The sequence below is a fragment of the Actinacidiphila glaucinigra genome, assembly GCF_035918135.1.
GTDB classification, from domain to species: Bacteria; Actinomycetota; Actinomycetes; order Streptomycetales; family Streptomycetaceae; genus Actinacidiphila; species Actinacidiphila glaucinigra.
In genome coordinates, this window is the sequence record NZ_CP109144.1 from 7,138,078 (window position 1) to 7,164,537 (window position 26,460).

The 26,460-nt window shown below is 72.9% G+C and carries 24 protein-coding genes and 1 pseudogene; 22 read left to right on the plus strand and 3 right to left on the minus strand.

Annotated features, from left to right (window positions below; translation table 11 throughout):
• Nucleotides 1-40: 40 nt before the first annotated feature.
• Genes OIE69_RS32170 through nusB form a run of 4 tightly spaced genes read left to right on the plus strand, consistent with a single transcriptional unit; the run spans nucleotide 41 to nucleotide 3,011 of the window.
• Entirely contained in the window at nucleotides 41-790 is a 750-nt protein-coding gene (locus tag OIE69_RS32170) for an AAA family ATPase (protein ID WP_089227778.1), read from the plus strand.
• A 57-nt stretch (nucleotides 791-847) separates the two neighbouring features.
• The gene (locus OIE69_RS32175; RefSeq protein WP_326577775.1) at nucleotides 848-1,957 is read left to right on the plus strand and encodes an aminopeptidase P family protein; all 1,110 of its coding nucleotides are present in this window, start codon (nucleotides 848-850) and stop codon (nucleotides 1,955-1,957) included.
• 56 nt (nucleotides 1,958-2,013) lie between these two features.
• Nucleotides 2,014-2,580 (plus strand): elongation factor P, encoded by a 567-nt coding sequence (gene efp, locus OIE69_RS32180; protein WP_326577776.1) that lies wholly within the window; start codon nucleotides 2,014-2,016, stop codon nucleotides 2,578-2,580.
• Nucleotides 2,581-2,582: 2 nt separating this feature from the next.
• Nucleotides 2,583-3,011, plus strand: coding sequence for a transcription antitermination factor NusB (gene nusB, locus OIE69_RS32185; protein WP_326577777.1), 429 nt, complete (start codon nucleotides 2,583-2,585; stop codon nucleotides 3,009-3,011).
• Nucleotides 3,012-3,174: 163 nt separating this feature from the next.
• Here nusB and bldD read toward each other — a convergent pair whose 3' ends face one another.
• Nucleotides 3,175-3,675 carry a transcriptional regulator BldD gene (gene bldD / locus OIE69_RS32190; RefSeq protein ID WP_018564185.1) on the minus strand — a complete coding sequence of 167 codons (501 nt, stop codon included), beginning with the start codon at nucleotides 3,673-3,675 and terminating at the stop codon, nucleotides 3,175-3,177.
• Nucleotides 3,676-3,973: 298 nt separating this feature from the next.
• Here bldD and pyrR point away from each other — a divergent pair, with 298 nt between their 5' ends.
• The 15 genes and pseudogenes from pyrR to OIE69_RS32265 all read left to right on the plus strand — a co-directional run bounded on the left by pyrR (nucleotide 3,974) and on the right by OIE69_RS32265 (nucleotide 21,259).
• Complete coding sequence (pyrR, locus tag OIE69_RS32195; protein ID WP_326577778.1) at nucleotides 3,974-4,546, plus strand: bifunctional pyr operon transcriptional regulator/uracil phosphoribosyltransferase PyrR; 573 nt, start codon at nucleotides 3,974-3,976, stop codon at nucleotides 4,544-4,546.
• A 121-nt stretch (nucleotides 4,547-4,667) separates the two neighbouring features.
• Nucleotides 4,668-5,651 (plus strand): aspartate carbamoyltransferase catalytic subunit, encoded by a 984-nt coding sequence (locus tag OIE69_RS32200; protein ID WP_326577779.1) that lies wholly within the window; start codon nucleotides 4,668-4,670, stop codon nucleotides 5,649-5,651.
• The gene (locus OIE69_RS32205) at nucleotides 5,648-6,946 is read left to right on the plus strand and encodes a dihydroorotase (protein ID WP_326577780.1); all 1,299 of its coding nucleotides are present in this window, start codon (nucleotides 5,648-5,650) and stop codon (nucleotides 6,944-6,946) included. Before OIE69_RS32200 ends, OIE69_RS32205 begins: the two co-directional genes overlap by 4 nt.
• Nucleotides 6,943-7,515 (plus strand): PH-like domain-containing protein, encoded by a 573-nt coding sequence (locus OIE69_RS32210; RefSeq protein ID WP_326577781.1) that lies wholly within the window; start codon nucleotides 6,943-6,945, stop codon nucleotides 7,513-7,515. The genes OIE69_RS32205 and OIE69_RS32210 overlap by 4 nt, the downstream gene beginning before the upstream one ends.
• A complete protein-coding gene (carA, locus tag OIE69_RS32215) occupies nucleotides 7,512-8,651 on the plus strand; it encodes a glutamine-hydrolyzing carbamoyl-phosphate synthase small subunit (RefSeq protein WP_326577782.1) in 1,140 nt (379 codons plus the stop codon). The genes OIE69_RS32210 and carA overlap by 4 nt, the downstream gene beginning before the upstream one ends.
• Nucleotides 8,644-11,955, plus strand: coding sequence for a carbamoyl-phosphate synthase large subunit (gene carB, locus OIE69_RS32220; protein ID WP_326577783.1), 3,312 nt, complete (start codon nucleotides 8,644-8,646; stop codon nucleotides 11,953-11,955). Before carA ends, carB begins: the two co-directional genes overlap by 8 nt.
• Nucleotides 11,956-12,031: 76 nt before the next feature.
• Nucleotides 12,032-13,147 carry a quinone-dependent dihydroorotate dehydrogenase gene (locus OIE69_RS32225; RefSeq protein WP_326577784.1) on the plus strand — a complete coding sequence of 372 codons (1,116 nt, stop codon included), beginning with the start codon at nucleotides 12,032-12,034 and terminating at the stop codon, nucleotides 13,145-13,147.
• Nucleotides 13,144-13,977 (plus strand): orotidine-5'-phosphate decarboxylase, encoded by an 834-nt coding sequence (gene pyrF, locus OIE69_RS32230; RefSeq protein WP_326577785.1) that lies wholly within the window; start codon nucleotides 13,144-13,146, stop codon nucleotides 13,975-13,977. The genes OIE69_RS32225 and pyrF overlap by 4 nt, the downstream gene beginning before the upstream one ends.
• Nucleotides 13,978-14,201: 224 nt before the next feature.
• Entirely contained in the window at nucleotides 14,202-14,525 is a 324-nt protein-coding gene (locus tag OIE69_RS32235; protein WP_089227789.1) for an integration host factor, read from the plus strand.
• A gap of 38 nt (nucleotides 14,526-14,563) precedes the next feature.
• Nucleotides 14,564-15,121 (plus strand): guanylate kinase, encoded by a 558-nt coding sequence (gmk, locus tag OIE69_RS32240; RefSeq protein ID WP_326577786.1) that lies wholly within the window; start codon nucleotides 14,564-14,566, stop codon nucleotides 15,119-15,121.
• Nucleotides 15,122-15,150: 29 nt separating this feature from the next.
• A complete protein-coding gene (rpoZ, locus tag OIE69_RS32245; RefSeq protein ID WP_018564174.1) occupies nucleotides 15,151-15,423 on the plus strand; it encodes a DNA-directed RNA polymerase subunit omega in 273 nt (90 codons plus the stop codon).
• A 103-nt stretch (nucleotides 15,424-15,526) separates the two neighbouring features.
• On the plus strand, nucleotides 15,527-16,735 hold the full coding sequence (gene coaBC, locus OIE69_RS32250) for a bifunctional phosphopantothenoylcysteine decarboxylase/phosphopantothenate--cysteine ligase CoaBC (protein ID WP_326577787.1): 1,209 nt from the start codon (nucleotides 15,527-15,529) through the stop codon (nucleotides 16,733-16,735).
• Between the two features lie 204 nt (nucleotides 16,736-16,939).
• The gene (gene metK / locus OIE69_RS32255) at nucleotides 16,940-18,148 is read left to right on the plus strand and encodes a methionine adenosyltransferase (RefSeq protein WP_326577788.1); all 1,209 of its coding nucleotides are present in this window, start codon (nucleotides 16,940-16,942) and stop codon (nucleotides 18,146-18,148) included.
• A gap of 358 nt (nucleotides 18,149-18,506) precedes the next feature.
• Nucleotides 18,507-20,654: a primosomal protein N' gene (locus OIE69_RS32260; protein WP_326577789.1), complete on the plus strand. Its 2,148-nt coding sequence runs from the start codon at nucleotides 18,507-18,509 to the stop codon at nucleotides 20,652-20,654.
• Between the two features lie 100 nt (nucleotides 20,655-20,754).
• Nucleotides 20,755-21,259: pseudogene (locus tag OIE69_RS32265) on the plus strand (GNAT family N-acetyltransferase).
• 93 nt (nucleotides 21,260-21,352) lie between these two features.
• On the opposite strand, the gene OIE69_RS32270 reads toward OIE69_RS32265, so the two are convergent.
• Nucleotides 21,353-21,859 (minus strand): hypothetical protein, encoded by a 507-nt coding sequence (locus OIE69_RS32270; RefSeq protein ID WP_326577790.1) that lies wholly within the window; start codon nucleotides 21,857-21,859, stop codon nucleotides 21,353-21,355.
• A 187-nt stretch (nucleotides 21,860-22,046) separates the two neighbouring features.
• Here OIE69_RS32270 and def point away from each other — a divergent pair, with 187 nt between their 5' ends.
• The 3 genes from def (at nucleotide 22,047) to OIE69_RS32285 (ending at nucleotide 25,131) form a co-directional block, all read left to right on the plus strand.
• On the plus strand, nucleotides 22,047-22,592 hold the full coding sequence (gene def, locus OIE69_RS32275) for a peptide deformylase (RefSeq protein WP_326577791.1): 546 nt from the start codon (nucleotides 22,047-22,049) through the stop codon (nucleotides 22,590-22,592).
• Between the two features lie 32 nt (nucleotides 22,593-22,624).
• Nucleotides 22,625-23,557: a methionyl-tRNA formyltransferase gene (gene fmt / locus OIE69_RS32280; protein WP_326577792.1), complete on the plus strand. Its 933-nt coding sequence runs from the start codon at nucleotides 22,625-22,627 to the stop codon at nucleotides 23,555-23,557.
• Between the two features lie 77 nt (nucleotides 23,558-23,634).
• Nucleotides 23,635-25,131 (plus strand): RsmB/NOP family class I SAM-dependent RNA methyltransferase, encoded by a 1,497-nt coding sequence (locus tag OIE69_RS32285; protein WP_392567596.1) that lies wholly within the window; start codon nucleotides 23,635-23,637, stop codon nucleotides 25,129-25,131.
• Nucleotides 25,132-25,190: 59 nt separating this feature from the next.
• Here the strand turns inward: OIE69_RS32285 and OIE69_RS32290 are convergent, their stop codons facing one another.
• Nucleotides 25,191-26,342 (minus strand): glycoside hydrolase family 19 protein, encoded by a 1,152-nt coding sequence (locus tag OIE69_RS32290; RefSeq protein WP_326577793.1) that lies wholly within the window; start codon nucleotides 26,340-26,342, stop codon nucleotides 25,191-25,193.
• Between the last annotated feature and the right edge of the window lie 118 nt (nucleotides 26,343-26,460).

Here is a 26,460-nt window from a genome sequence, read left to right on the forward strand (position 1 = left end):
GGTCGAACCTGAAAGCTCTCGTACGGACGGAGTGGCCTCGATGCAGCATGCCGTGGGTGCGCCGCTGCCACCGCCGCACGGTGGGCAGCAGGCAGGGCAGCCAGGGCCGCCGCCGCAGCCCCCGGGCACCACCGGCCACTTCCCGATGGCCCAGGGAGCTCCCGTACAGCATCCGGTCCAGCCGCCCGCGCAGTCCGCCGCCGGAGCCGGCGCTCCGCTCCCGCGCGCCACGCACGGCCCCGTCGCGGTCCTGCTGATCGGCGCGGCCGGTGCGGGCAAGACGACCATCGCCCGGCACTGGGCCGACCACCGGGGCGTACCCACCGCCCACGTCAGCCTGGACGACGTCCGCGAGTGGGTCCGCTCCGGCTTCGCCGACCCGCAGTCCGGCTGGAACGACAACTCCGAGGCGCAGTACCGCCTCGCCCGCCGCACCTGCGGATTCGCGGCCCGCAACTTCCTGGCGAACGGCATCTCCTGCATCATCGACGACGCGGTCTTCCCCGACCGCCCGGTCGTCGGCCTCGGCGGCTGGAAGCGCCACGTCGGGCCCGGTCTGCTGCCCGTCGTCCTCCTGCCCGGCCTCGACATCGTGCTGGCCCGCAACGCCCAGCGCAGCGGCAACCGGCGGCTCTCGGACGAGGAGGTCGCCCGCATCCACGGCCGCATGGCCGGCTGGTACGGCTCCGGGCTGCCCATCATCGACAACTCCCACCTCGACGTCGCCGCGGCCGCCGCCGCGCTCGACAGCGTCGTCACCCGCAGCCTGCAGGGCCCGCCCGCCTGGTAGCCGCCACCCGGCAGCTCTCGACAGGCCGACCGGCGGCACGCGACGTACGCTCGCCACATGTCCGAGGTGCACGCTGCCCGCAGGGAACGCCTTCGGGACCGCTGCGCGGCGGCCGGATCGGCGGCGGCGCTCGTCTCCCGACCAGCCAACGTCCGCTATCTGACGGGCTGCGCCCCGCCGGGGACCGTGCTGCTGGTGGGCCCGGGTCCCGAGGACGTGCTGGTCCACCACCGTCATCCGTCCGGCGACCTGGCCGAGGGCCGGCTGCCGGACGACGTACGGGGCGTCGTCCTGTCCGGCCCCGAGGGCGACCCGGCCGTCACCGCCGCCGCGCTGGCCGCGGACCGCAAGGCGGAGGCCCTGGCGGTCGAGGAGCACCATCTCACCGTCGCACGGCACCGCGCCCTCGGCGGCGCGGCCCCCGGCGTACGCCTCTCCGACCTCGGCTCCGCCGTTGAGCAGCTCCGCCTGGTCAAGGACGAGCAGGAGATCTCGGCGCTGCGGATCGCCGCCGAGATCGCCGACCAGGCGCTCAGCGAGCTCCTGGAGTCGATCCTGGTGGGCCGCACCGAACGCCACCTCGCCCTGGAGCTGGAGCGCCGTCTCATCGACCACGGGGCCGACGGCCCCGCCTTCCCCACCTGCGTGGGCACGGGCCCGCACTCGGGTGCCGCGCGCCACCTGCCCACCGACCGGCGCGTCGAGGAGGGCGACTTCCTCACCGTCTGCCTGGGTGCCTGCTACCGCGGCTACCGCTGCGAGGTGGGGCGGACCTTCGTCATCGGCACCACACCCGCGGACTGGCAGATCGAGCTGTACGACCTGGTCTTCGCAGCCCAGCGGGCCGGCCGCGAGGCCCTCGCACCCGGCGCCGCCTGCCGCGACGTGGACCACGCGGCGCGCCATGTACTGGAGTCCGGGGGCCACGGCGAGGCGCTGGGGGAGACCACCGGACACGGTGTCGGACTGGAGATCGGCGAGGACCCTCGGCTGTCCCCCTCGGCCATGGGTAAACTGGACGCTTGCGTGCCGGTCACCGTCGAACCGGGAGTCCACATCCCGGGCCGCGGCGGTGTCCGCATCGACGACACACTCGTCGTGCGTCCACCGACGGACGGCGGGCCCGAGCTACTCACCATCACGACCAAGGAGCTGCTCGCCCTGTAGAGGGGCGGCCGCGGCTCTTGGGTCCCCGAAGCAGCAGTGCAGGAGATTCCGCAACCGTGGCCACCACGAACGACCTCAAGAACGGCCTCGTGCTCAAGCTCGACGGCGGCCAGCTCTGGTCCGTCGTCGAGTTCCAGCACGTCAAGCCCGGCAAGGGCCCCGCCTTCGTCCGTACGAAGCTCAAGAACGTGCTCTCCGGCAAGGTCGTCGACAAGACCTTCAACGCCGGCGTGAAGGTCGAGACGGCCAACGTCGACAAGCGCGGGATGCAGTTCTCCTACAAGGACGGCGAGAGCTTCGTGTTCATGGACATGGACACGTTCGACCAGGTCTACATCACCCCCGAGGTCGTCGGCGACGCGGCCCACTTCCTCCTGGAGGGCTTCGAGGCCGTCGTCGCCATGTACGAGGGCTCGCCCCTGTACATCGAGCTCCCGGCGGCCGTCGAGCTGGTCATCGAGTACACCGAGCCCGGCGTCCAGGGCGACCGCTCCACCGGTGGCACCAAGCCCGCCAAGCTGGAGACCGGCTACGAGATCGGCGTCCCGCTCTTCATCACCACCGGTGAGAAGATCAAGGTCGACACCCGCTCGGGTGAGTACCTCGGCCGGGTGACCAGCTAACCGTGGCCGCTCGTAACAAGGCCCGCAAGCGTGCCTTCCAGATCCTCTTCGAGGCGGAGCAGCGGGGTGTCGCGCCCACGACCGCCATGGCGGACTGGATCAGGCTCGCCCGGACCGACGACCGGCAGCCGCCGGTCAGCGAATACACGATGCAGCTCGTCGAGGGCTATGCCCAGCGGGCGAAGCGCATCGACGAACTGCTGTCGAAGCACGCCGTGGGCTGGACCCTCGACCGGATGCCGGTGACCGACCGGAACATCCTGCGGCTCGGCGCCTACGAGCTGATCTGGGAGGACGACGTCCCCGACGCCGTCGTCCTGGACGAGGCGGTGCAGTTGGCCAAGGAGTTCTCCACCGACGAGTCCCCCTCGTTCGTGAACGGCCTGCTCGCCCGCCTCAAGGAGCTGAAGCCGGGCCTGCGGGACGACTAGTCCCGCGCGTGCTCACCGGGCCCGGAACGCATCGCGTTCCGGGCCCGTGGCATGTCCGGCCGGCGGCCCGGCGCGGGGGCGCCGGGGCGGCAAACACAACCGCCCCTCAGACGCGGCCTGGCGGCCGCGCCCAAGGGGCGGGACGTTTCTGCTTCCCGAGGGCTCAGCCCTCCTCGTGCTGCACCGCGCGCCGTGCGTCCGCGTCGAGGACGCCCCAGCTGATGAGCTGCTCGGTCAGGACCGAGGGCGACTGGTCGTAGATGACGGCGAGGGTGCGCAGGTCGTCCTGGCGGATCGACAGCACCTTGCCGTTGTAGTCGCCGCGCTGGCTCTGGATGGTGGCGGCGTAGCGCTGCAGCGGACCGGCCTTGTCGGAGGGCACCTGGCTCAGCCGCTCGAGGTCGAGGACGAGCTTCGGCGGCGGCTCGGCGGCACCGCCGGGCGCGGAACCGGGCAGCAGCTCCTGGACCGGAACGCCGTAGAAGTCGGCGAGCTCGGCGAGGCGCTGCACGGTCACTGCGCGGTCGCCGCGCTCGTAGGAACCGACCACCACGGCCTTCCAGCGGCCCTGGGACTTCTCCTCGACGCCGTGGAGGGAGAGTCCCTGCTGCGTGCGGATGGCGCGGAGCTTTGCTCCGAGCTGCTTGGCGTAATCGCTGGACATATGGCTCCCCGGACGGAAACTCAGTAACTCACTGTGAGGTTACGCAGCGTAATTGGAATCCGTCAAGCCGAATGGTCCACACCGGTCCCCCGGAAGAGCGAGGAATGGCCGGTCACCGGCCTTTCGGCCGGGATCCGCGGTCGATCGTGGTACGGGCGGCGGACCCGCCCCGAGAGCCGCGCCAGGCGGCCGCCAGGCCCCGCCAGGGAGCACGCCAGGGTGCCTGATACGGTGGAACCGTAAGTTTTGGCGTCCTTTAAGGCCCGTCCCGTGAGGCGGGGAAGGAGGTCCCTTTTTCATGGGCACCATCGGTTCCGATCCGTCCCGGCCCGTCCTCGAGGCCCCGGACATCGCGCGGGTTCTGACCCGCATCGCCCACGAGATCGTCGAGCGTGCCAAGGGCGCCGACGACGTGGTGCTGCTCGGCGTCCCGACCCGCGGCGTCCATCTGGCGCGCAGGCTCGCCGACAAGCTCGACGAGATCACCGGCGGCAAGGTCCCGGTCGGTTCGCTCGACATCACCATGTACCGCGACGACCTGCGGCTCCGCCCGGCGCGCGCGCTCGCCCGCACCGACATCCCGGCCGACGGCGTGGACGGCCGGCTGGTCGTCCTCGTCGACGACGTGCTCTTCTCCGGCCGCACGATCCGCGCCGCCCTCGACGCGCTGGGCGACATCGGCCGCCCCCGGGCCGTGCAGCTGGCGGTCCTGGTCGACCGAGGCCACCGCGAGCTGCCCATCAGGGCCGACTACGTCGGCAAGAACATCCCCACCTCGCTGCGCGAGACCGTCAAGGTCCACCTGACCGAGGAGGACGGGCGCGACTGCGTCCTGCTCGGCGTACGCGACGGCTCCCCGGCGGACGAGTAGCGCGAGCGCCGCCCCGGCTCCCGGGGCAGCGCCCTGCCCGCCCGTCCCCACCCGGCCTGCCCGGGAGACGTGGCGTGCCGCCACCCGGCCCGCCCCCGCACGCATCCTCCGGAGTGACCCGATGAAGCGCCACCTGATCTCGGCCGCCGACCTCACCCGCGACGACGCCCTCCTCGTGCTCGACACGGCGGAGGAGATGGCCCGCGTCGCCGACCGGCCCATCAAGAAACTGCCGACCCTGCGCGGCCGCACGGTCGTCAACCTCTTCTTCGAGGACTCGACCCGCACCCGCATCTCCTTCGAGGCCGCCGCCAAGCGTCTGTCGGCCGACGTCATCAACTTCTCCGCCAAGGGCTCCTCGGTGTCCAAGGGCGAGTCCCTGAAGGACACCGCCCTCACCCTGGAGGCCATGGGCGCCGACGCCGTCGTCATCCGCCACCACATGTCCGGCGCCCCGCACCGGCTGGCGTACTCCGACTGGATCGGCGGCAGCGTGGTCAACGCCGGCGACGGCACCCACGAGCACCCCACGCAGGCGCTGCTGGACGCCTTCACCATGCGCCGCCACCTGTCCGGTCCCGGCCGCGACCTGGCCGGCCGCCGGATCACGATCGTCGGCGACGTCCTGCACAGCCGGGTGGCCCGCTCCAACGTGCTGCTGCTCGGCACGCTCGGCGCCGAGGTCACCCTGGTGGCGCCGCCCACCCTGCTGCCGATCGGCGTCGAGGAGTGGCCCTGCGAGGTCTCCTACGATCTGGACGCGGTGCTCGCCAAGTCCGACGCCGTGATGATGCTGCGCGTCCAGCGCGAGCGCATGAACGCCGCCTTCTTCCCCACCGAGCGCGAGTACTCCCGCCGCTACGGCCTCGACGGCCTCCGCATGGCCGCGCTGCCCGAGCACGCCGTCGTGATGCACCCCGGCCCGATGAACCGCGGCATGGAGATCACCGCCGAGGTCGCCGACTCGCCGCGCTGCACCGCCGTCGAGCAGGTGAAGAACGGCGTCAGCATCCGCATGGCCGTGCTGTACCTGCTGCTCGGTGGCGCCGAGCCCGCCGTCTCCGCCCCCGCCCCCGCCCGCACCGAGGAGAACAACCAAGCATGAGCGCGACCCCGAAGACGCTGATCCGCGGCGCGAGGATCCTCGGCGGCGAGCCGCAGGACGTCCTGATCGACGGCGAGACCATCGCCGAGGTCGGCCCGGACCTGACCGCCCCCGAGGGCGCCACCGTGGTCGAGGCCGACGGCAAGATCCTCCTGCCGGGCCTGGTCGACCTCCACACCCACCTGCGCGAGCCCGGCCGCGAGGACTCCGAGACCGTCCTCACCGGCACACGGTCCGCCGCCGCCGGCGGCTACACCGCCGTCCACGCGATGGCCAACACCTTCCCCGTCGCCGACACCGCGGGCGTCGTCGAGCAGGTCTGGCGCCTCGGCCGCGAGCACGGCTACTGCGACGTCCAGCCGGTCGGCGCCGTCACCGTGGGCCTGGAGGGCAGGAAGCTGGCCGAACTCGGGGCGATGGCGGACTCCGCCGCCGGCGTTCGGGTCTTCTCCGACGACGGCAAGTGCGTGGACGACGCCGTGATCATGCGCCGCGCCCTGGAGTACGTGAAGGCCTTCGACGGCGTCGTCGCGCAGCACGCCCAGGAGCCCCGCCTGACCGAGGGCGCCCAGATGAACGAGGGCGTCGTCTCCGGCGAGCTGGGGCTGACCGGCTGGCCGGCCGTCGCCGAGGAGTCGATCATCGCCCGCGACGTGCTGCTCGCCGCGCACGTCGGCTCCCGCGTGCACATCTGCCACCTGTCCACGGCCGGATCGGTCGAGATCGTCCGCTGGGCCAAGTCCAAGGGCTGGGACGTCACCGCCGAGGTCACCCCGCACCACCTGCTCCTCACCGACGAACTGGTGCGCACCTACAACCCCGTCTACAAGGTCAACCCGCCGCTGCGCACCGAGGCCGACGTCATGGCGCTGCGCGAGGCGCTCGCCGACGGCACGATCGACTGCGTCGCCACCGACCACGCCCCGCACCCGCACGAGGACAAGGACTGCGAGTGGGGCGCGGCGGCCATGGGCATGATCGGCCTGGAGACCGCGCTGTCGGTCGTCCAGCACGCCATGGTGGACACCGGCCTGCTCGACTGGGCCGGCGTCGCCGACCGGATGTCGTTCCGCCCCGCGGTGATCGGCCGCCTCTCCGGCCACGGACGGCCCGTCTCGGCTGGTGAGCCCGCGAACCTCACCCTGGTCGATCCGGCATACCGTGGTGAGGTGAATCCCGCGGGCTTCGCCTCCCGCAGCCGCAACACCCCCTACGAGGGTCTGGAGCTGCCGGGCCAGGTGTTCGCCACCTTCCTGCGGGGCAAGGCGACGGTCATGGACGGGAAGCTCTCGTGACACCTCTGGTACTCATCGCGGCGGAGGGGAAGCAATCCGCCGAGGTCACCGACTGGTCGGCCCGCATCGGCTGGGTCGTCGGGCTGCTGCTCTTCATCGCCCTCGTCTACTGGCTGATGCGCCAGGGCTGGAAGTGGCGCGGCACCCTCCAGAGCGACCTGCCGGCCCTCCCCACCGCACCCGAGGAGCCCGGCGAGCCCCGGCCCGCCCTGCTGACGACGAGCGGCCGCTACCACGGCAGCACCACGGCAGGGCAGTGGCTGGACCGGATCGTCGCCCACGGGCTCGGCGTGCGCAGCCGGGTCGAGCTCACCCTCACCGACCGCGGACTGGACGTCGAGCGCACCGGCGCGCCGAGCTTCTTCGTCCCGGCCGCGCATCTGCGCGGCGCACGCCTCGACAAGGGCATCGCCGGCAAGGTCCTCACCGAGGGCGGCCTGCTGGTGGTCACCTGGGCGCACGGGGACCGGCTGATCGACTCCGGCTTCCGCTCGGACCACGCCGCCGAGCACGCCGCGTGGGTCGAGGCCCTGAACACTCTCACGCACGACCAGGAAGGCGCACGATGACGACCTCCACCCAGCGGCCCGCGAGGGTCCCTGCCGTACTCGTCCTGGAGGACGGCCGCACCTTCCGCGGCCGCGCCTACGGGGCCGTGGGGGAGACCTTCGGCGAGGCCGTCTTCTCCACCGGCATGACCGGCTACCAGGAGACCCTGACGGACCCGTCGTACCACCGGCAGGTCGTCGTCATGACCGCCCCGCACGTCGGCAACACCGGCGTCAACGACGAGGACCAGGAGTCCTCCCGCATCTGGGTGGCCGGGTACGTCGTCCGCGACCCCGCGCGCGTGCCGTCCAACTGGCGCTCCCGCCGCACCCTGGACGACGAGCTGACCCGCCAGGGCGTCGTCGGCATCAGCGGCATCGACACCCGGGCGCTCACCCGTCACCTGCGCGAGCGCGGCGCCATGCGGGTCGGCATCTTCTCCGGCGAGAAGGCGCGGGCCGACGAGGCCGCGCTCCTGGCCGCGGTCCAGGCCAGCCCCCAGATGAAGGGCGCCGACCTGTCGGCCGAGGTCGCCACCAAGGAGCCGTACGTCGTCCCGGCGGTCGGTGAGAAGAAGTTCACCGTCGCCGCGATCGACCTCGGCATCAAGGGGATGACCCCGCAACGCATGGCCGAGCGCGGCATCGAGGTGCACGTGCTGCCCGCCGGCGCCACCCTGGACGAGGTCTACGCGGTCGACCCCGACGGCGTCTTCCTCTCCAACGGCCCAGGCGACCCGGCCACCGCGGACCTGACCGTCATCCAGGGCGTCCTGGAGCGCCGGACGCCGCTGTTCGGCATCTGCTTCGGCAACCAGCTGCTCGGCCGCGCCGTCGGCTTCGGCACCTACAAGCTGAAGTACGGCCACCGCGGCATCAACCAGCCGGTGCAGGACCGTTCCACCGGCAAGGTCGAGGTCACCGCCCACAACCACGGCTTCGCCGTGGACGCGCCGCTCGACCAGGTCGCCGACACCCCGTACGGGCGGGTCGAGGTCTCCCACGTGTGTCTCAACGACGACGTGGTCGAGGGCCTGCGGCTGCTCGACACCCCCGCCTTCAGCGTCCAGTACCACCCCGAGGCCGCCGCAGGTCCGCACGACGCCGCGTACCTGTTCGACCGCTTCGTGAAGCTCATGGAGGGCCAGCGTGCCTAAGCGCACCGATATCCAGTCCGTCCTGGTCATCGGCTCCGGCCCGATCGTCATCGGCCAGGCCGCAGAGTTCGACTACTCCGGCACCCAGGCCTGCCGCGTCCTGCGCGCCGAGGGCCTCCGGGTGATCCTGGTCAACTCCAACCCGGCCACGATCATGACCGACCCGGAGATCGCCGACGCCACCTATGTCGAGCCGATCACCCCCGAGTTCGTCGAGAAGATCATCGCCAAGGAGCGCCCCGACGCGCTCCTGCCCACCCTGGGCGGCCAGACCGCGCTCAACACCGCGATCTCGCTCAGCAAGGCCGGGGTCCTCGACAAGTACGGCGTCGAGCTGATCGGCGCCAACGTCGAAGCCATCAACAAGGGCGAGGACCGCGACCTGTTCAAGGACGTCGTCGCGGCCGTCAACGCCAAGACCGGCCACGGCGAGTCCGCCCGCTCGGTCATCTGCCACACCATGGACGAGGTCGTCGCGGGCGTCGACACCCTCGGCGGCTACCCCGTCGTCGTCCGTCCCTCCTTCACCATGGGCGGCGCCGGCTCCGGCTTCGCCCACGACGAGGAGGAACTGCGCCGCATCGCCGGCCAGGGCCTGACGCTCTCCCCGACCACCGAGGTGCTCCTGGAGGAGTCCATCCTCGGCTGGAAGGAGTACGAGCTGGAGCTGATGCGCGACAAGCACGACAACGTCGTGGTCGTCTGCTCCATCGAGAACTTCGACCCCATGGGCGTGCACACCGGCGACTCCATCACCGTCGCGCCCGCCATGACGCTGACCGACCGCGAGTACCAGATCCTGCGCGACATCGGCATCGCCGTCATCCGCGAGGTCGGCGTCGACACCGGCGGCTGCAACATCCAGTTCGCCGTCGACCCCGAGGACGGCCGGGTCATCGTCATCGAGATGAACCCGCGCGTCTCCCGCTCCTCGGCGCTCGCCTCCAAGGCGACCGGCTTCCCGATCGCCAAGATCGCCGCCAAGCTCGCCGTCGGCTACACCCTCGACGAGATCCCCAACGACATCACCGAGCAGACCCCGGCCTCCTTCGAGCCGACGCTCGACTACGTCGTCGTGAAGGTGCCGCGCTTCGCCTTCGAGAAGTTCCCGGTCGCCGACGCCACCCTCACCACGACCATGAAGTCGGTCGGCGAGGCCATGGCCATCGGCCGCAACTTCCCCGAGGCGCTGCAGAAGGCGCTGCGCTCCCTGGAGAAGAAGGGCAGCCAGTTCGCCTTCACCGGCGACCCGGGCGACAAGGGCGAGCTGCTGCTCGCCTCCGTGCGCCCCACGGACGGCCGGATCAACACCGTCATGCAGGCGATCCGGGCCGGCGCCACCCCGCAGGAGGTCTTCGACGCCACGAAGATCGATCCCTGGTTCGTCGACCAGCTCTTCCTGATCAAGGAGATCGCCGACGATCTCGCCGCCGCCGACAAGCTCGACCCCGAGCTGCTCGCCGAGGCCAAGCGCTACGGCTTCTCCGACGCGCAGCTCGCCGCGATCCGCGGCCTGCGCGAGGACGTCGTCCGCGAGGTCCGGCACGCCCTCGGCGTCCGGCCGGTCTACAAGACGGTCGACACCTGCGCCGCCGAGTTCGCCGCCCGCACCCCGTACTTCTACTCGTCCTACGACGAGGAGAGCGAGGTCGCGCCGCGCGAGAAGCCCGCGGTGATCATCCTGGGCTCGGGCCCGAACCGCATCGGCCAGGGCATCGAGTTCGACTACTCGTGCGTGCACGCCTCCTTCGCGCTGAGCGACGCGGGCTACGAGACCGTCATGGTCAACTGCAACCCCGAGACCGTCTCCACCGACTACGACACCTCCGACCGGCTCTACTTCGAGCCGCTCACCCTGGAGGACGTCCTGGAGATCGTCCACGCCGAGCAGCAGGCCGGCCCCGTCGCGGGCGTCGTCGTCCAGCTCGGCGGCCAGACCCCGCTCGGCCTCGCCCAGGCCCTGAAGGACAACGGCGTGCCGGTCGTCGGCACATCGCCCGAGGCCATCCACCTCGCGGAGGACCGCGGTGCCTTCGGCCGCGTCCTGGACCGGGCGGGCCTGCCCGCCCCCAAGCACGGCACGGCCACCACCTTCGAGGAGGCCAAGGCCATCGCCGACGAGATCGGCTACCCGGTCCTGGTCCGGCCCTCGTACGTGCTCGGCGGCCGCGGCATGGAGATCGTCTACGACGAGACCCGCCTCGCCTCCTACATCGCCGAGTCCACCGAGATCGGCCCGGACCGCCCGGTACTGGTCGACCGCTTCCTCGACGACGCCATCGAGATCGACGTCGACGCGCTCTACGACGGTCACGAGCTCTACCTCGGCGGCGTCATGGAGCACATCGAGGAGGCCGGCATCCACTCCGGCGACTCCGCCTGCGCCCTGCCCCCGATCACCCTCGGCGGCCACGACGTCAAGCGGCTGCGCGCCTCCACCGAGGCCATCGCCAAGGGCGTCGGCGTCCAGGGCCTGATCAACATCCAGTTCGCCCTGGCCGGTGACATCCTCTACGTGCTGGAGGCGAACCCGCGCGCCTCCCGCACCGTCCCGTTCACCTCCAAGGCGACGGCGGTCCCGCTGGCCAAGGCGGCCGCCCGGATCTCGCTCGGCGCCACCATCGCCGAGCTGCGCGCCGAGGGCCTGCTCCCGGCGCACGGCGACGGCGGCACCTTGCCGCTGGACGCGCCGATCTCGGTCAAGGAGGCCGTGCTGCCCTGGAGCCGCTTCCGTGACGTGCACGGCCGGGGCGTCGACACCGTCCTCGGCCCGGAGATGCGCTCCACCGGTGAGGTCATGGGCATCGACTCGGTCTTCGGCACCGCGTACGCCAAGTCGCAGGCCGCCGCCTACGGCGCGCTGCCGACCAAGGGCCGCGCCTTCGTCTCGGTCGCCAACCGCGACAAGCGCGCGCTGATCTTCCCGGCCCGGGCGCTGGTCGAGCACGGCTTCGAGCTGCTGGCCACCTCCGGCACCGCCGAGGTGCTCAAGCGCAACGGCATCGAGGCCACCGTGGTGCGCAAGAAGAGCGAGGGCACAGGCCCCAACGGCGAGCCGACCGTCATCGAGCTCATCCACGAGGGCGCCATCGACCTCATCGTCAACACCCCGTTCGGCACCGGCGGCCGCCTCGACGGCTACGACATCCGCACCGCCGCCGTCGCGCGCGGCGTTCCGTGCCTGACGACGGTGCAGGCGCTCGCCGCCGCCGTCCAGGGCATCGACGCGCTGAACCGGGGCGACGTCGGGGTCCGCTCCCTCCAGGAACACGCGGAACACCTGACCGCCGCCCGCGAGGCGTAGGCCGCAGAGGGGGACACCGATCCGGTGTCCCCCTCTGCACGAGCCCTCTCAGTTCGCCCGCCGTGGAAGGCCCCGCATGTACTCCCTGCTGTTCAACCTGTTCTTCAAGCGCCTCGACCCCGAGCAGGCCCACCACCTCGCCTTCGGCTGGATCCGGCTCGCGGCCCGGATCCCCGTCCTGCGCACCTTCGCCGCCGCGCTGCTCGCCCCGCGGCACCGCGCGCTGCGCACCGAGGCGCTGGGCCGGCGGATGCACGGTCCCTTCGGGCTCGCCGCCGGCTTCGACAAGAACGCCGTCGGCATCGACGGGCTCACCATGCTCGGCTTCGACCACGTCGAGATCGGCACCGTCACCGCCCAGCCGCAGCCGGGCAACCCCAGGCAGCGTCTCTTCCGCCTGGTCGCCGACCGCGCCCTGATCAACCGCATGGGCTTCAACAACGAGGGCTCGGCCGCGGTCGCCGCGCGTCTGGCCGCCCGCAGGGCGGTCTTCCCGACCACGGTCGGCGTCAACATCGGCAAGACCAAAATCGTCGCGGAGGAGGAGGCGGTCGCCGACTACGTCACCTCCACCGAGCGGCTCGCCGGGCACGCCGACTACCTCGTCGTCAACGTCTCCTCGCCGAACACCCCGGGACTGCGCAACCTGCAGGCCGTCGACCACCTGCGTCCCCTGCTCAGCGCCGTGCGCGAGGCCGCCGACCGCAGCGTCACCGGCCGCCGCGTCCCCCTGCTGGTCAAGATCGCCCCCGACCTCGCCGACGAGGACGTGGACGCCGTCGCCGACCTCGCCCTCGAACTCGGCCTGGACGGCATCATCGCCACCAACACCACCATCGCCCGCGACGGCCTCGGCCTCCGCGCGGACGCCGCCCTGGTCAAGGAGACCGGCGGCCTGTCCGGCGCCCCCCTCAAGGAACGCTCCCTGGAGGTGCTGCGCCGCCTGTACGCCCGCGTCGGCGACCGCACCACCCTCGTTGGGGTGGGCGGGGTCGAGACCGCCGAGGACGTCTGGCAGCGCATCCTGGCCGGCGCCACCCTTGTGCAGGGCTACAGCGCCTTCGTCTACCGGGGCCCCTTCTGGTGCCGCACGATCCACCGGGACCTCGCCGCGCTGCTGCAAGCCAGCCCGTACGCCACCCTCGCCGACGCCGTCGGCGCCGAGACCCGGAAGGCAGCCACCCCGCGATGAACCCCGAGCCCTTCGGCGCCAGGCTGCGCCGCGCCATGGACACCCGTGGGCCGCTCTGCGTCGGCATCGACCCGCACTCCTCCCTGCTCTCCGCCTGGGGCCTGCAGGACGACGTCGCCGGCCTGGAGCACTTCACCCGCACCGTGGTGGAGGCGCTGGCCGACCGGGTCGCCGTCCTCAAGCCGCAGAGCGCCTTCTTCGAGCGCTTCGGCTCCCGCGGCATCGCCGTCCTGGAGACGGCCGTCGCCGAGGCCCGCGCGGCCGGCGCCCTGGTGCTGATGGACGCCAAGCGCGGCGACATCGGCTCCACCATGGCCGCGTACGCCGCCACCTATCTCGATCCCGCCTCGTCGCTGTTCTCGGACGCGGTCACCGTCAGCCCGTACCTGGGGTTCGGCTCGCTGCGCCCCGCCCTGGACGCCGCCCGGGCGAGCGGCAGCGGCGTCTTCGTGCTCGCCCTGACCTCCAATCCGGAGGGCGCGGAAGTGCAGCGGTCAACCGCGGCGGGCGGCGCGTCCCTCGCCCAGGTGATGCTGAACCACATCGCGGCCGAGAACGAGGGTGACGTGCCGCTCGGATCGGTCGGCGCCGTCGTCGGCGCCACGCTCGGCGAGGCGGGTGTGGACCTGGCCGTGAACGGGCCCCTCCTGGCCCCCGGGATCGGCGCCCAGGGGGCCACCGCGGCCGACCTCCCCAGGGTGTTCGGGGACGCCGTGCGCAATGTCGTGCCGAGCGTCAGCAGGGGGGTCCTCAAGCTCGGACCGTCCGTCGCGGCGCTCCGCGAAGCGGCCGAAAGGGAGGTCGCAGAACTGGCCTCGGTCGTCAAGTAGCGGTCAAGACGTCCGGAAACCTGCGCAGATTTGTCCCAAAAGTCCTGGTCGGTTGACGCTGACCAGGACTTTTCTTCTTGTTTGCGCTGACTGCGGCCGCTGGGGCCGCTAGTCTCCGACGAGAGCGCGCAAGGTGCGCGTTTCACGTTGCCCCTGCAGGTGGGGGGCGACTAGGTTCCACACCGGTCCGTATCCGACAGTTCTACTTCCGAGGTGACGTAGGCGTGGCTCTTCCGCCCCTTACCCCTGAACAGCGCGCTGCCGCGCTCGAGAAGGCCGCCGCGGCTCGCCGGGAGCGCGCCGAGGTCAAGAATCGGCTCAAGCACTCCGGCGCCTCGCTGCACGAGGTCATCAAGCAGGGCCAGGAGAACGACGTCATCGGCAAGATGAAGGTCTCCGCCCTCCTGGAGTCCCTGCCCGGCGTGGGCAAGGTCCGCGCCAAGCAGATCATGGAGCGGCTCGGCATCTCCGAGAGCCGCCGGGTCCGCGGGCTCGGCTCCAACCAGATCGCATCCCTGGAGCGCGAGTTCGGCAGCCCCGCTGTCTGACGTTCCCAGCACCCTCCGGGAACCGGGATAATCGCTCCATGAGTGAACGTCCGCGGCTGACCGTGCTCTCCGGCCCCTCGGGGGTCGGCAAGAGCACGGTCGTCGCTCATATGCGCACAGTCCACCCAGAGGTGTGGCTCTCCGTCTCGGCCACCACCCGCAGGCCCCGCCCCGGTGAGGAACACGGGGTGCACTACTACTTCGTCGAGAACGACGAGTTCGACAAGCTCGTCGCCAACGGCGAACTGCTGGAGTGGGCCGAATTCGCGGGGAACCGGTACGGCACGCCGCGCCAGGCGGTGCTGGAGCGCCTCGAGGCCGGCGAGCCGGTCCTGCTGGAGATCGACCTGCAGGGCGCCCGCCAGGTCCGGGAGTCGATGCCCGAGGCGCAGCTGATCTTCCTCGCGCCGCCGAGCTGGGACGAGCTGGTCCGCCGGCTCACCGGCCGGGGCACCGAGGCCCCCGAGGTCATCGAGCGCCGGCTGGAGGCCGCGCGGGTCGAGCTGGCGGCCGAGCCGGAGTTCGACACCACCCTGGTGAACACCTCCGTCGAGGACGTCGCGCGCGAGCTGCTAGCCTTGATGGCTGTAGTCTGATCTTTTTGCACCCAATCGGAAGGTAGAGCGTGTCCTCTTCCATCACCACGCCCGAGGGCATCATCAACCCGCCGATCGACGAGCTGCTCGAGGCCACCGACTCGAAGTACAGCCTCGTGATCTACGCGGCCAAGCGTGCCCGTCAGATCAACGCCTACTACTCGCAGCTCGGCGAGGGCCTGCTCGAGTACGTCGGCCCGCTCGTGGACACCCACGTGCACGAGAAGCCGCTGTCGATCGCGCTGCGCGAGATCAACGCGGGTCTGCTGACCTCCGAGGCCGTCGAGGGCCCGGTCCAGTAACCGCGCCCAGGCGTCAGACCACGGGCCCGGCGGTACGACCGCCGGGCCCGTGGTGTGTCATGGGGTAGTACGCACCACGGTCCTACACAGCGCGGGAGAGGCGATGGGGAAGCCACAGGTCGTCCTGGGCGTGAGCGGCGGGATCGCCGCCTACAAGGCGTGCGAGCTGCTGCGCCGTTTCACCGAGTCGGGACACGACGTGCGCGTCGTGCCCACCGCCTCGGCGCTGCACTTCGTCGGTGAGGCCACCTGGTCGGCGCTGTCGGGCAACCCCGTCTCGACCGAGGTGTGGGAGAGCGTCCACGAGGTGCCGCACGTGCGCATCGGGCAGGCCGCCGATCTCGTCGTGGTCGCCCCGGCCACCGCCGACGTGCTCGCCAAGGCCGCCCACGGACTCGCCGACGACCTGCTGACCAACACCCTGCTCACCGCGCGCTGTCCCGTGGTGTTCGTGCCCGCCATGCACACCGAGATGTGGGAGCACGCCGCCACCCAGGAGAACGTGGCGACGCTGCGCCGCCGCGGCGCCATCGTGCTGGAGCCCGCGGTCGGCCGGCTCACCGGCGTCGACACCGGCAAGGGCCGGCTGCCCGAGCCCGCCGAGATCTTCGAGGCCTGCCGCCGGGTGCTGCTGCGCGGCCCGCGCGCACTGGAGGCCGACCTGGCCGGACGCCACGTCGTCATCAGCGCCGGAGGCACCCGCGAGCCCCTCGACCCGGTCCGCTACCTGGGGAACCGCTCCTCCGGCAAGCAGGGCTACGCCCTCGCCCGTACGGCCCTGGCCCGGGGCGCCAGGGTCACCCTGGTCTCCGCCAACACCGGCCTCGCCGACCCGGCGGGGGCGGACGTGGTGCGCGTCGGCACGGCGGTGCAGTTGCGCGAGGCCGTGCTGAAGGCTGCGTCCGACGCCGACGTGGTGGTGATGGCGGCCGCCGTCGCGGACTTCCGTCCGGCGCGGTACGTGGAGGGCAAGATCAAGAAGAAGGACGGCGAGGAGCCCGCGCCCGTGGAGCTGGTGCGCAACCCCGACGTGCTCGCCGAGCTCTCAGCCGAACGGCCGCACCCCGCGCAGATCGTCGTGGGCTTCGCCGCCGAGACCGACGACGTCCTGGCCAACGGCCGTGCCAAGCTCGCCCGCAAGGGATGCGACCTGCTGGTCGTCAACGAGGTCGGGGACCACAAGGCCTTCGGGGCGGAGGAGAACGAGGCCGTCGTGCTGGGCGCCGACGGCAGCGAGACCGCCGTGCCGTACGGGCCGAAGGAGGCCCTGGCGGAGCAGGTCTGGGACCTGGTCGCCGCCCGGCTGAGCTGACGACACTTCGGGGCGGTGCGTGTGAGCTACTGGCGTTCCGTCCCGAGGTGATGCACAGTGTCGCAGGTCACGGCATATCCAAGGTGCGAGATGCCGTGTCCCTGCGCATGAGTCGGACGATAAACTGACCCATGGCCCGCCGGGCGCAGCCCCGCGCGAGCCGCCAATGATCAGCCAGCAGCCGCTGCAACCCCAGGGAGCGATGTGTCCCGCCGCCTGTTCACCTCGGAGTCCGTGACCGAGGGTCACCCCGACAAGATCGCTGACCAGATCAGCGACACGATCCTCGACGCCCTGCTCAAGGAGGACCCCTCCTCGCGTGTCGCCGTCGAGACGTTGATCACCACCGGTCTGGTGCACGTCGCCGGAGAGGTCACCACCAAGGGATACGCGGACATCGCGACCCTGGTGCGGAGCAAGATCCTCGACATCGGCTACGACTCGTCGAAGAAGGGCTTCGACGGCGCGTCCTGCGGTGTCTCGGTCTCCATCGGCGCGCAGTCCCCGGACATCGCGCAGGGTGTCGACACGGCCTACGAGAGCCGTGTCGAGGGCGACGAGGACGAACTCGACCGGCAGGGCGCGGGCGACCAGGGCCTGATGTTCGGCTACGCCTGCGACGAGACCCCCGAGCTGATGCCGCTCCCGATCACACTGGCGCACCGGCTCTCCCGGCGGCTCACCGAGGTCCGCAAGAACGGGACCATCCCCTACCTGCGGCCCGACGGCAAGACCCAGGTCACCATCGAGTACAACGACGACAAGGCCGTGCGCCTCGACACCGTCGTCGTCTCCTCGCAGCACGCCAGCGACATCGACCTCGAGTCGCTGCTCGCGCCCGACATCCGCGAGTTCGTCGTGGAGCCGGAGCTGAAGGCGCTGCTCGAGGACGGCATCAAGATCGACACCGAGGGCTACCGGCTGCTGGTGAACCCCACCGGGCGCTTCGAGATCGGCGGCCCGATGGGCGACGCCGGTCTCACCGGCCGCAAGATCATCATCGACACCTACGGCGGCATGGCCCGCCACGGTGGCGGCGCCTTCTCCGGCAAGGACCCGTCCAAGGTCGACCGCTCCGCCGCCTACGCCATGCGCTGGGTCGCCAAGAACGTCGTCGCCGCGGGCCTCGCCTCGCGCTGCGAGGTCCAGGTCGCCTACGCGATCGGCAAGGCCGAGCCCGTGGGCCTGTTCGTGGAGACCTTCGGCACCCACACCGTGGACCACGAGAAGATCGAGCAGGCCATCGGCCAGGTCTTCGACCTCCGCCCGGCCGCGATCATCCGCGACCTCGACCTGCTCCGCCCGATCTACGCCCAGACCGCGGCGTACGGCCACTTCGGCCGTGAGCTGCCGGACTTCACCTGGGAGCGCACCGACCGCGTCGAGGCGCTGCGCCAGGCGGCCGGCCTCTAGGCCTGCCGCATCCACGACCCGACGACGGCCCCGGACCCTCGCGGTCCGGGGCCGTCGTCGTGCGCGGGGAGCGGGGCCGGCTCCGCAGCACTCGCGGTGGCAGCAGGCGCCCGGCACCGGAGGCACGACGGGGCGCGCGAGGTCCGCAGCAGGCAGGACGGGCGTGCGCCGCCCCGGGCCTGCGACGCGCTCCGGCCCCGACCGTGTCGGCCGCATGCGAACTCCCCTCGCATCCGTCGCCTTGTTGCAGAGGGCCGCCCGCGCATTCCCTGTCCGGTGGGGCATGGGGCATGGGGCATGGGCCCCGGGTGCCCGGGCGCGGGGCCGGGTGTCCGACGCGTCTGGTAACACTGAGGCTGTGAGCAGCGAGGACGACCGGCAGGTGTCCCCGGCGGCGGAGCCGCACGGGGGAGAGCAGCTCGCGCTCATCCGGGAGACGGTGCGCAAGGCCAAGGAGCCCCGAGCCAAGCCGCGGACCTGGCGGGGCGCGGCGCTGGCCGAAGGGCTGCCGGTGGCCCGCGTGCTGGTCGACAAGGGCCTGCTCCACCTGGACCAGTACTTCGACTACGCGGTCCCCGCAGCCATGGACGCCGAGGCGCGGCCCGGCGTGCGCGTCCGCGTCCGGTTCGGCGGCCGTGTGGGCAAGGGCGGCCGGCGCGAGGGCGGCGAGCTTCACGACGGCTTCATCGTCGACCGGCTGACCGAGAGCGACTACCGGGGCCCGCTGGCCCCGCTCGCCCAGGTCCTGTCGCCCGAGGAGGTGCTGACCCCCGGCCTGCTCAGGCTGTGCAGGGCCGTCGCCGACCGCTACGCGGGCGCCCTCGCCGACATCGTGCAGCTCGCGGTGCCGCCGCGCCGGGCCAAGGCCGAGGCGGAGCCGGTACGCGATCCGCTCCCGGCACCCCGCCCGCCGGAGCCGGGGCCGTGGCGCCGCTATCCGACGGGGCCCGCGTTCCTGCAGGCGCTGGCCCGCGGGGACACCCCGCGGGCGGTGTGGACGGCGCTGCCCGGGCCGCACTGGCCCGAGGAGATCGCCCGCGCCATGGCGGCGGCGCTGGCCTCGGGGCGCGGAGCGCTGGCCGTCGTGCCGGACGGCCGCGCGGCCGCCCGTGTCGACGAGGCGCTGACCGCGATCGTCGGCGAGGGCCGCCATGTGCTGCTGACCGCCGACGCCGGGGCGGAGGAGCGGTACCGCCGCTGGCTCGCCGTGAGCCGGGGCAGCGTACGCGCCGTCGTCGGCACCAGGGCCGCGATGTTCGCACCGGTTGCGGACCTCGGGCTTGCCGTGCTCTGGGACGACGGCGACTCCAGCCACGCGGAGCAGCACGCACCGCAGCCGCACGCCCGGGACGTCCTGCTGCTGCGGGCCGCCGAGGAGCGGGCGGGCTTTCTGCTCGGCGGTCTCACCTGCACCGTGGAGGGCGCCCAGCTGGTCGACACCCAGTGGGCGCTCCCGCTGACCGCACCGCGCGAGCGGGTACGGGCCGCCGCGCCCATGGTCCGTACGATCGGCGAGGGCGACGAGGCCCGGGACGCCGCCGCGCGCGCGGCGCGGCTGCCGTCGGTGGCCTGGCAGGTGACCCGGGACGCGCTGCAGCGCGGCCCGGTGCTGGTGCAGGTGCCCCGGCGGGGTTATGTGCCGCGGCTGGCCTGCGAGCGCTGCCGCGAGCCCGCCCGGTGCGCGCACTGCGCGGGGCCGCTGCAGCTCGGCGACGGCGAGAGCGCGCCGCATTGCGGCTGGTGCGGGCGGCCCGAGGCGGCCTGGCACTGCAAGGAGTGCGGCGGTTTCCGGCTGCGCGCCCAGGTGGTCGGCGCCCGGCGCACCGCCGACGAACTCGGCCGGGCCTTCCCCAAGGTGCCGGTGCGGACTTCCGGGCGGGACGGCGTGCTGGCGTCCGTGCCGGGCACGCCCGCGCTGGTGATCTCGACCCCGGGCGCCGAACCGGTCGCCGAGGGCGGTTACGCGGCGGCGCTGCTGCTGGACGGCTGGGCCCTGCTCAACCGTCCGGACCTGCGGGCGGGGGAGGAGACCCTGCGCCGCTGGGCCGCGGCCGCGGCGCTGGTGCGCCCGGCCGGTGAGGGCGGCATGGTGGTCGTCCTCGCGGAGCCCACACTGCGGCCCGTGCAGGCCCTCGTCCGCTGGGACCCGGTCGGCCACGCCGTGCGCGAGCTGGCCGAACGCGCGGAGCTGGGCTTCCCCCCGGTCTCCCGGATGGCCGCGGTCAGCGGCCGCCCCGCCGCCGTCGCCGATCTTCTGGCCACGGTCCGGCTCCCGGAAGGCACCGACGTCCTCGGCCCGGTACCGCTGCCGATCACCGACCCCGCGCGGCCCCGCCGCTCCGGGGACACCCCGCCGGGCGAGCGCTGGGAGCGTGTGCTGCTGCGTGTGCCGCCGGGGAACGGCGCGGCCCTGGCGACCGCCCTCAAATCCGCGCAGACCGCCCGTATCGCCCGCAAGGAGCCCGACCCGGTCCGGGTCCGCATCGACCCGCCCGACATCGGCTAGGAGCGGCCGGGTGCAGGGCTCAACCGACGAATGGGCCTGACGAGGCGGCCTGACGAAGCGTTCGGGAAAGCACGTGGCGTCCCGGCCCAGGGTTCCGGGTATGACCAGCACACTCCGACTGGAGAAGATCACCCCGGACAACGTCGACGCCGCGATCGCCCTGAAGGTCCGCCCCGACCAGGAACACCTCGTGGCCCCGGTCGTGAAGTCCCTCGCGGAGGCCTACGCGTACGGGGAGACGGCCTGGCCCCGGTTGATCGTCGACGGCGACCGGACCGTCGGATTCCGCATGGCCTTCCTCGACATCGACTTCGCGGGCGACGGAAGCGGCATCGACCTGCGTTCCGGCCTGTGGCGCCTCGCCATCGCGGCGGGCGAGCAGGGCCGCGGCTACGGAAGGTACGCCGTCGGGTCCGTCGCGGAGGAGGTCCGCCGCCGGGGCGGCACCCGGGTCACCACCGCCTGGCATTCCGGCGCCGACGGCCCGGAACGCTTTCTACCTGGGGCTGGGCTTCCGGCCGACGGGGGAGTCCAGCGGCGGCCGGACCGTGGGGGAGCTGGAGCTCGATCCGACAGGGCCGCCCGCGGCGCACCGGCGGCCCTGACCGCGGTGCGTCCGTGCCCGTACGCGCCCGCCCCGACGGCCGTCCTGTCGGCGTGGCGGGCGGCGGGGCGGGCGTGCCAGGGGAATCGCCGGATCAGCCCGTGCGTGGAGAGGGGACCGCACCGGGGACGGCCTCGTCGCGGGTGGCGGGGGCGGTGTGCACGGGCATCGCGCGGGCCGCGGGGACCGAGGGCACGACCGCCGGGGCCGGAGGCTCGCCGTGCACCTCCGTCGCGGCCGCCCCGGCCGGCACCGAGCGCCGGTTGCCGTACCGCCGGTGGACGGCCTGCTTGGTGACGCCCAGCGCCGAGCCGACGGCGTCCCAGCTGAAGCCCAGGGAGCGGTCGAACTCGACGGCCGAGGTCACCAGGGTCTCGACGCTGTCCCGCAGCTCCTGGGCGAGCCGGACGGTGGGGGCGGGGGCGCGGCCGTAGACCACGAATCCCGCGGACGGCCCGCCCCGGCGGGGACGGTAGACATTGCCCAGCTGCGTGGTCAGGGTGCGCAGCGCGTCGACCTGTCGGCGGACCCGCTCGATGTCCCGCACCAGCAGGTGAAGGCTCGCCCTGGCCTGGGCGTCATGAGTTGCGTGTTCGGGCATCAACTGGCCTCTCGAACCGGCTCTTGTGGGTCAAACTCCATTGACCAACGCGCCAGACTCCCGTGGAGTCACGCCTAAGGGGCGCATCGCACCCTCCAGGGGGCGTGCGCAGGGGTGCGCGCCCCTACCTCGACGGCCCATAGACTGGGGCGGTTGCCCTGTCCCCGTCCGACCACGGAGCCACCGCGTGTCCATCCAGCCGATCCGCCTCTTCGGCGACCCCGTGCTGCGCATGAAGGCGCAGCCCGTGACCGTCTTCGACAAAGAGCTGCGCACCCTCGTCAAGGACCTCGAGGAGACCATGAAGGACGCCCCGGGCGCAGGCCTGGCGGCTCCTCAGATCGGCGTCTCGCTGCGGGTGTTCACCTACCACATCGACGGTGAGCTGGGCCATCTGGTCAACCCGGACCTCAGCCTGAGCGAGGAGGAGCAGGACGGCCCCGAGGGCTGCCTGTCCCTGCCCGGGCTGCGCTTCGACACCAAGCGCGCCTACGGCGTCGTCGCCAAGGGCTTCACCATGCACGGCGACCCGGTGACCGTCGAGGGCACCCAGCTGCTCGCCCGCTGCATCCAGCACGAGACCGACCACCTCGACGGCATCATCTTCATCGACCGCCTCGACCGCGAGCAGCGCAAGGCCGCGATGAAGGCGATACGCGACGCAGAGTGGGCCGGTCAGCCCGCGCCCCAGGTCCGCGTCTCCCCGCACAGCACATTCGGCCGCGCACTGTAGGGCCGCGCACCGCAGAAAGGCATCCCGCACGTATGAGGCTCGTCTTCGCCGGCACCCCCGAGGTCGCCGTTCCCGCCCTCGACGCCCTGCTCGCCTCCGGCCGGCACGAGGTCGTCGCCGTGGTCACCCGGCCGGACGCCACGGCGGGGCGCGGCCGCAAGCTCGTCGCCAGCCCGGTGGCCCAGCGCGCGGAGGAGGCCGGCATCGAGGTCCTCAAGCCCGCCAGGCCCCGCGACGAGGACTTCCTGGCCCGGCTCCGCGAGATCGGCCCCGACTGCTGCCCGGTCGTCGCCTACGGCGCGCTGCTGCCCCGCGTCGCCCTCGACGTGCCCGCCCGCGGCTGGGTCAACCTGCACTTCTCCCTGCTGCCCGCCTGGCGCGGCGCCGCCCCCGTGCAGCACGCCGTCATGGCGGGTGACGAGGTCACCGGGGCCGCGACCTTCCTCATCGAGGAGGGCCTGGACTCCGGACCGGTGTACGGCGTCGTCACCGAGGACGTCCGCCCCCGTGACACCAGCGGCGACCTGCTGACCCGGCTCTCGCACAGCGGTGCGAAGCTGCTGGCCGCCACCATGGACGGCATCGAGGACGGAGCGCTGGTCGCCCGGCCGCAGCCCGCCGAGGGCGTCAGCCTGGCCCCCAAGATCACCGTCGACGACGCCCGCGTCGACTGGAACGCCCCCGCCCTGCGGGTGGACCGGGTGATCCGCGCCTGCACCCCGGCACCCGGCGCCTGGACCCTGTTCGGCGGCGAACGCCTCAAGGTCGGCCCCGTCACCCTGCTGCCCGAGCGCACCGACCTGGCGCCCGGGGAGCTGGAGGTCACCAAGCGCGCCGTGTACGCGGGCACGGGAAGCCACGCCGTGGAGCTCGGCGAGGTGCGTCCGCAGGGCAAGAAGCCGATGCCCGCCGCCGACTGGGCGCGCGGCGTCCGCGTCCCCTCCGGGGAGCGGCTCGACGCCTGACCGCGCCCCCCACGTACGCTCGAAGCGGGGCGCACCGCGTCCCGCCGTACCACCGAGACTCCCGGAGCACCTTCCACGTGAGCGAACCGTCACGCCGCCGACCGCGTCCCGCCGCCCGCCAGGGCCGCAACCAGGGAGGGCCCCCGCAGGGCGGCCGGCCCTACCGCAAGCCCCAGCGCGACCCCGTGCGCATCCTGGCGTTCGAGGCGCTGCGGGCGGTCGACGAGCGCGACGCGTACGCCAACCTCGTCCTGCCGGCGCTGCTGCGCGAGGCCGAGGCCGAGGCGGTGCGCAAGGGCCGGGAGTTCGACCGGCGCGACGCCGCGCTCGCCACCGAGCTGGTGTACGGCACGCTGCGCCGCCGGGGCACGTACGACGCCGTGATCGCGGCCTGCGTCGACCGGCCGCTGCGCGAGGTCGACCCTCCCGTGCTGGACGTGCTGTCGCTCGGCACCCACCAGCTGCTGGGCACCCGCATCCCGTCCCACGCGGCCGTCTCCGCCACCGTCGAGCTCGCCCGCGTGGTCCTCGGCGACGGGCGGTCGAAGTTCGTCAACGCCGTGCTGCGCCGGATCGCCGCCCGGGACCTGGACGCCTGGCTGGACGAGGTGGCACCGCCGTACGACGAGGACGCCGAGGACCACCTCGCCGTCGTCCACTCGCACCCGCGCTGGATCGTCTCGGCCCTGTGGGACGCCCTCGGCGGGGGCCGCGCGGGCATGGAGGAACTGCTCGCGGCCGACAACGAGCGCCCCGAAGTCACCCTTGTCGCGCGCCCCGGCCGCGCGACCACACAGGAACTCGCCGACGCCCTGCCCGCGGACACCACCCTTCCCGGCCGCTGGTCCCCCTGGGCGGTCCGGCTCGCCGAGGGCGGTGACCCCGCGGCCATCGAGGCGGTGCGCGAGGGCCGCGCCGGCGTCCAGGACGAGGGCAGCCAGCTCGTCGCCGCCGCCCTGGCCGCGGCTCCGCTCGGCGACGGCCCCGACCGGCTCTGGCTGGACGGCTGCGCCGGCCCCGGCGGCAAGGCGGCCCTGCTCGCCGCGCTCGCCGCGGAGCGCGGGGCGGCCCTGGTGGCCTCCGAGAAGCAGCCGCACCGGGCCCGGCTCGTCGCCCGCGCCCTGGCGGGCAACCCCGGCCCGTACGGGGTGATCGTCGCCGACGGCACCCGTCCCGCCTGGCGTCCCGGCGCCTTCGACCGCGTCCTGGTCGACGTGCCCTGCACCGGCCTCGGCGCCCTGCGCCGCCGCCCCGAGGCGCGTTGGCGCCGGCGTGCCGAGGACGTCCCGGGCTTCGCGCCCCTGCAGCGCGGCCTGCTGGAGTCCGCCTTGAGCGCGGTGCGCGTGGGCGGGGTCGTCGGCTACGCGACGTGCTCCCCGCACCCGGCCGAGACCCGCGCCGTCGTGGAGGACGTCCTGGGCCGCCCGGGCGCCGTCCCCGCCGAATGGGTCGACGCCCGCCCCCTCATGGCCGGGGTGCCCGACCTCGGCGACGGCCCGGACGTCCAGCTCTGGCCCCACCTGCACGGCACCGACGCGATGTACCTCGCCCTGCTGCGCCGCACCGGGGAGTGACCGCGCGCGGGTGCGGTCCGGAGGTCCGGACCGCACCCGCGCGGCGGTGGCTCGGCAGCTCAGCAGTAGAGGTTGCCGCCGGGGCCGACCCCGAGGATCGCCGTGAACTGCTGGTACTTGCTCACCCGGCTCTGCACCTGCGCCGGGTTGCGGCCGTCGCATTCCAGGGAGCCGTTGATGGAGCGGATGGTCTGGCCGAAGCCGGCCTGGTTCACCATGGCGTTGTGCGGGGTCATGCTGCCGGGGCCGTTCTGGGTGTTCCAGTACCAAAGACCCGTGCGCCAGGCCACGGCCGCGTCCTGCTCCACGCGCCAGGGGTTGCCCAGCAGGTCGATGCCGAGGGCGTCGCCGGCGGCCTTGTAGTTGAAGTTCCAGCTGAGCTGGATCGGTCCGCGGCCGTAGTAGGCCGCCTGGCCGGCCGGGCAGCCGTAGGGCTGGCCCCAGTCGCAGTAGTGCGGGTAGTTGGCGGTGTTCTGCTCGACCACGTACACCAATCCGCCCGTCTCGTGGCTGACGTTGGCGAGGAAGGCGGCGGCCTCCTGCTTCTTGACCGTGTCGCCGCCGGAGTTGGCGAAGCCCGGGTAGGAGCTGAGCGCCGCGACCAGGCCGCTGTAGGTGTAGAAGCCGTTGCGGCCCGGGAACATCTGGTTGAACTGGGACTCGCTGACCACGAATCCGGACGGGTTGGTGCCGCCGCCACCGCCGCTGGCGGGGGCGTTCCACTTCTGGTTCGCCCCGCCCGTGCAGGTCCAGATCTGCAGCCGCGTGGCGTTGGCGGAGCTGTTGCCCCTGACGTCCAGGCACTTGTCGGCGGCGGGGTTGACGATGTCGCGCGCCGCGGTGACGACCCACTGCTGGTTGGCGCTGCCGGAGCAGTCCCACAGCTGGACCGCGGCCCCGTCGGCGGTGCTGCGGTCGACGACGTCGAGGCACTTGCCGAGGGCGCGCAGCGTCCCGTCGCCGGGGTTGGACCAGCGCTGGGCGCCGGTCCCGTTGCAGTCGTAGAGCTGTACGGCGGTGCCGTTGGCGTTGTTCGCCGCGGCGACGTCGACGCACTTGCCCGCCAGGCCGCTGATCTGGCCGTCCGCCGCGCGGGCGGTCGGCGTCGCGACGAACAGGGTGGCCAGGAGCGCCGCGAGGACGGCGAAGACCGCGGACGGGCCGAGGACGGTACGTCCTGCGGGAAGCCGTCCGGCGAGGGGCGTGGACATGGGGGAGTCGCTCCTTACCCGGCCCGGGGCCGTGGTCGTGGGGGAGGGAGCTTCGCGGGGGTGCTCCGCACGGCAGGCGCGGGTGGTTCCGTGGAGGTCGCGCACGGGCGCGGCGCGG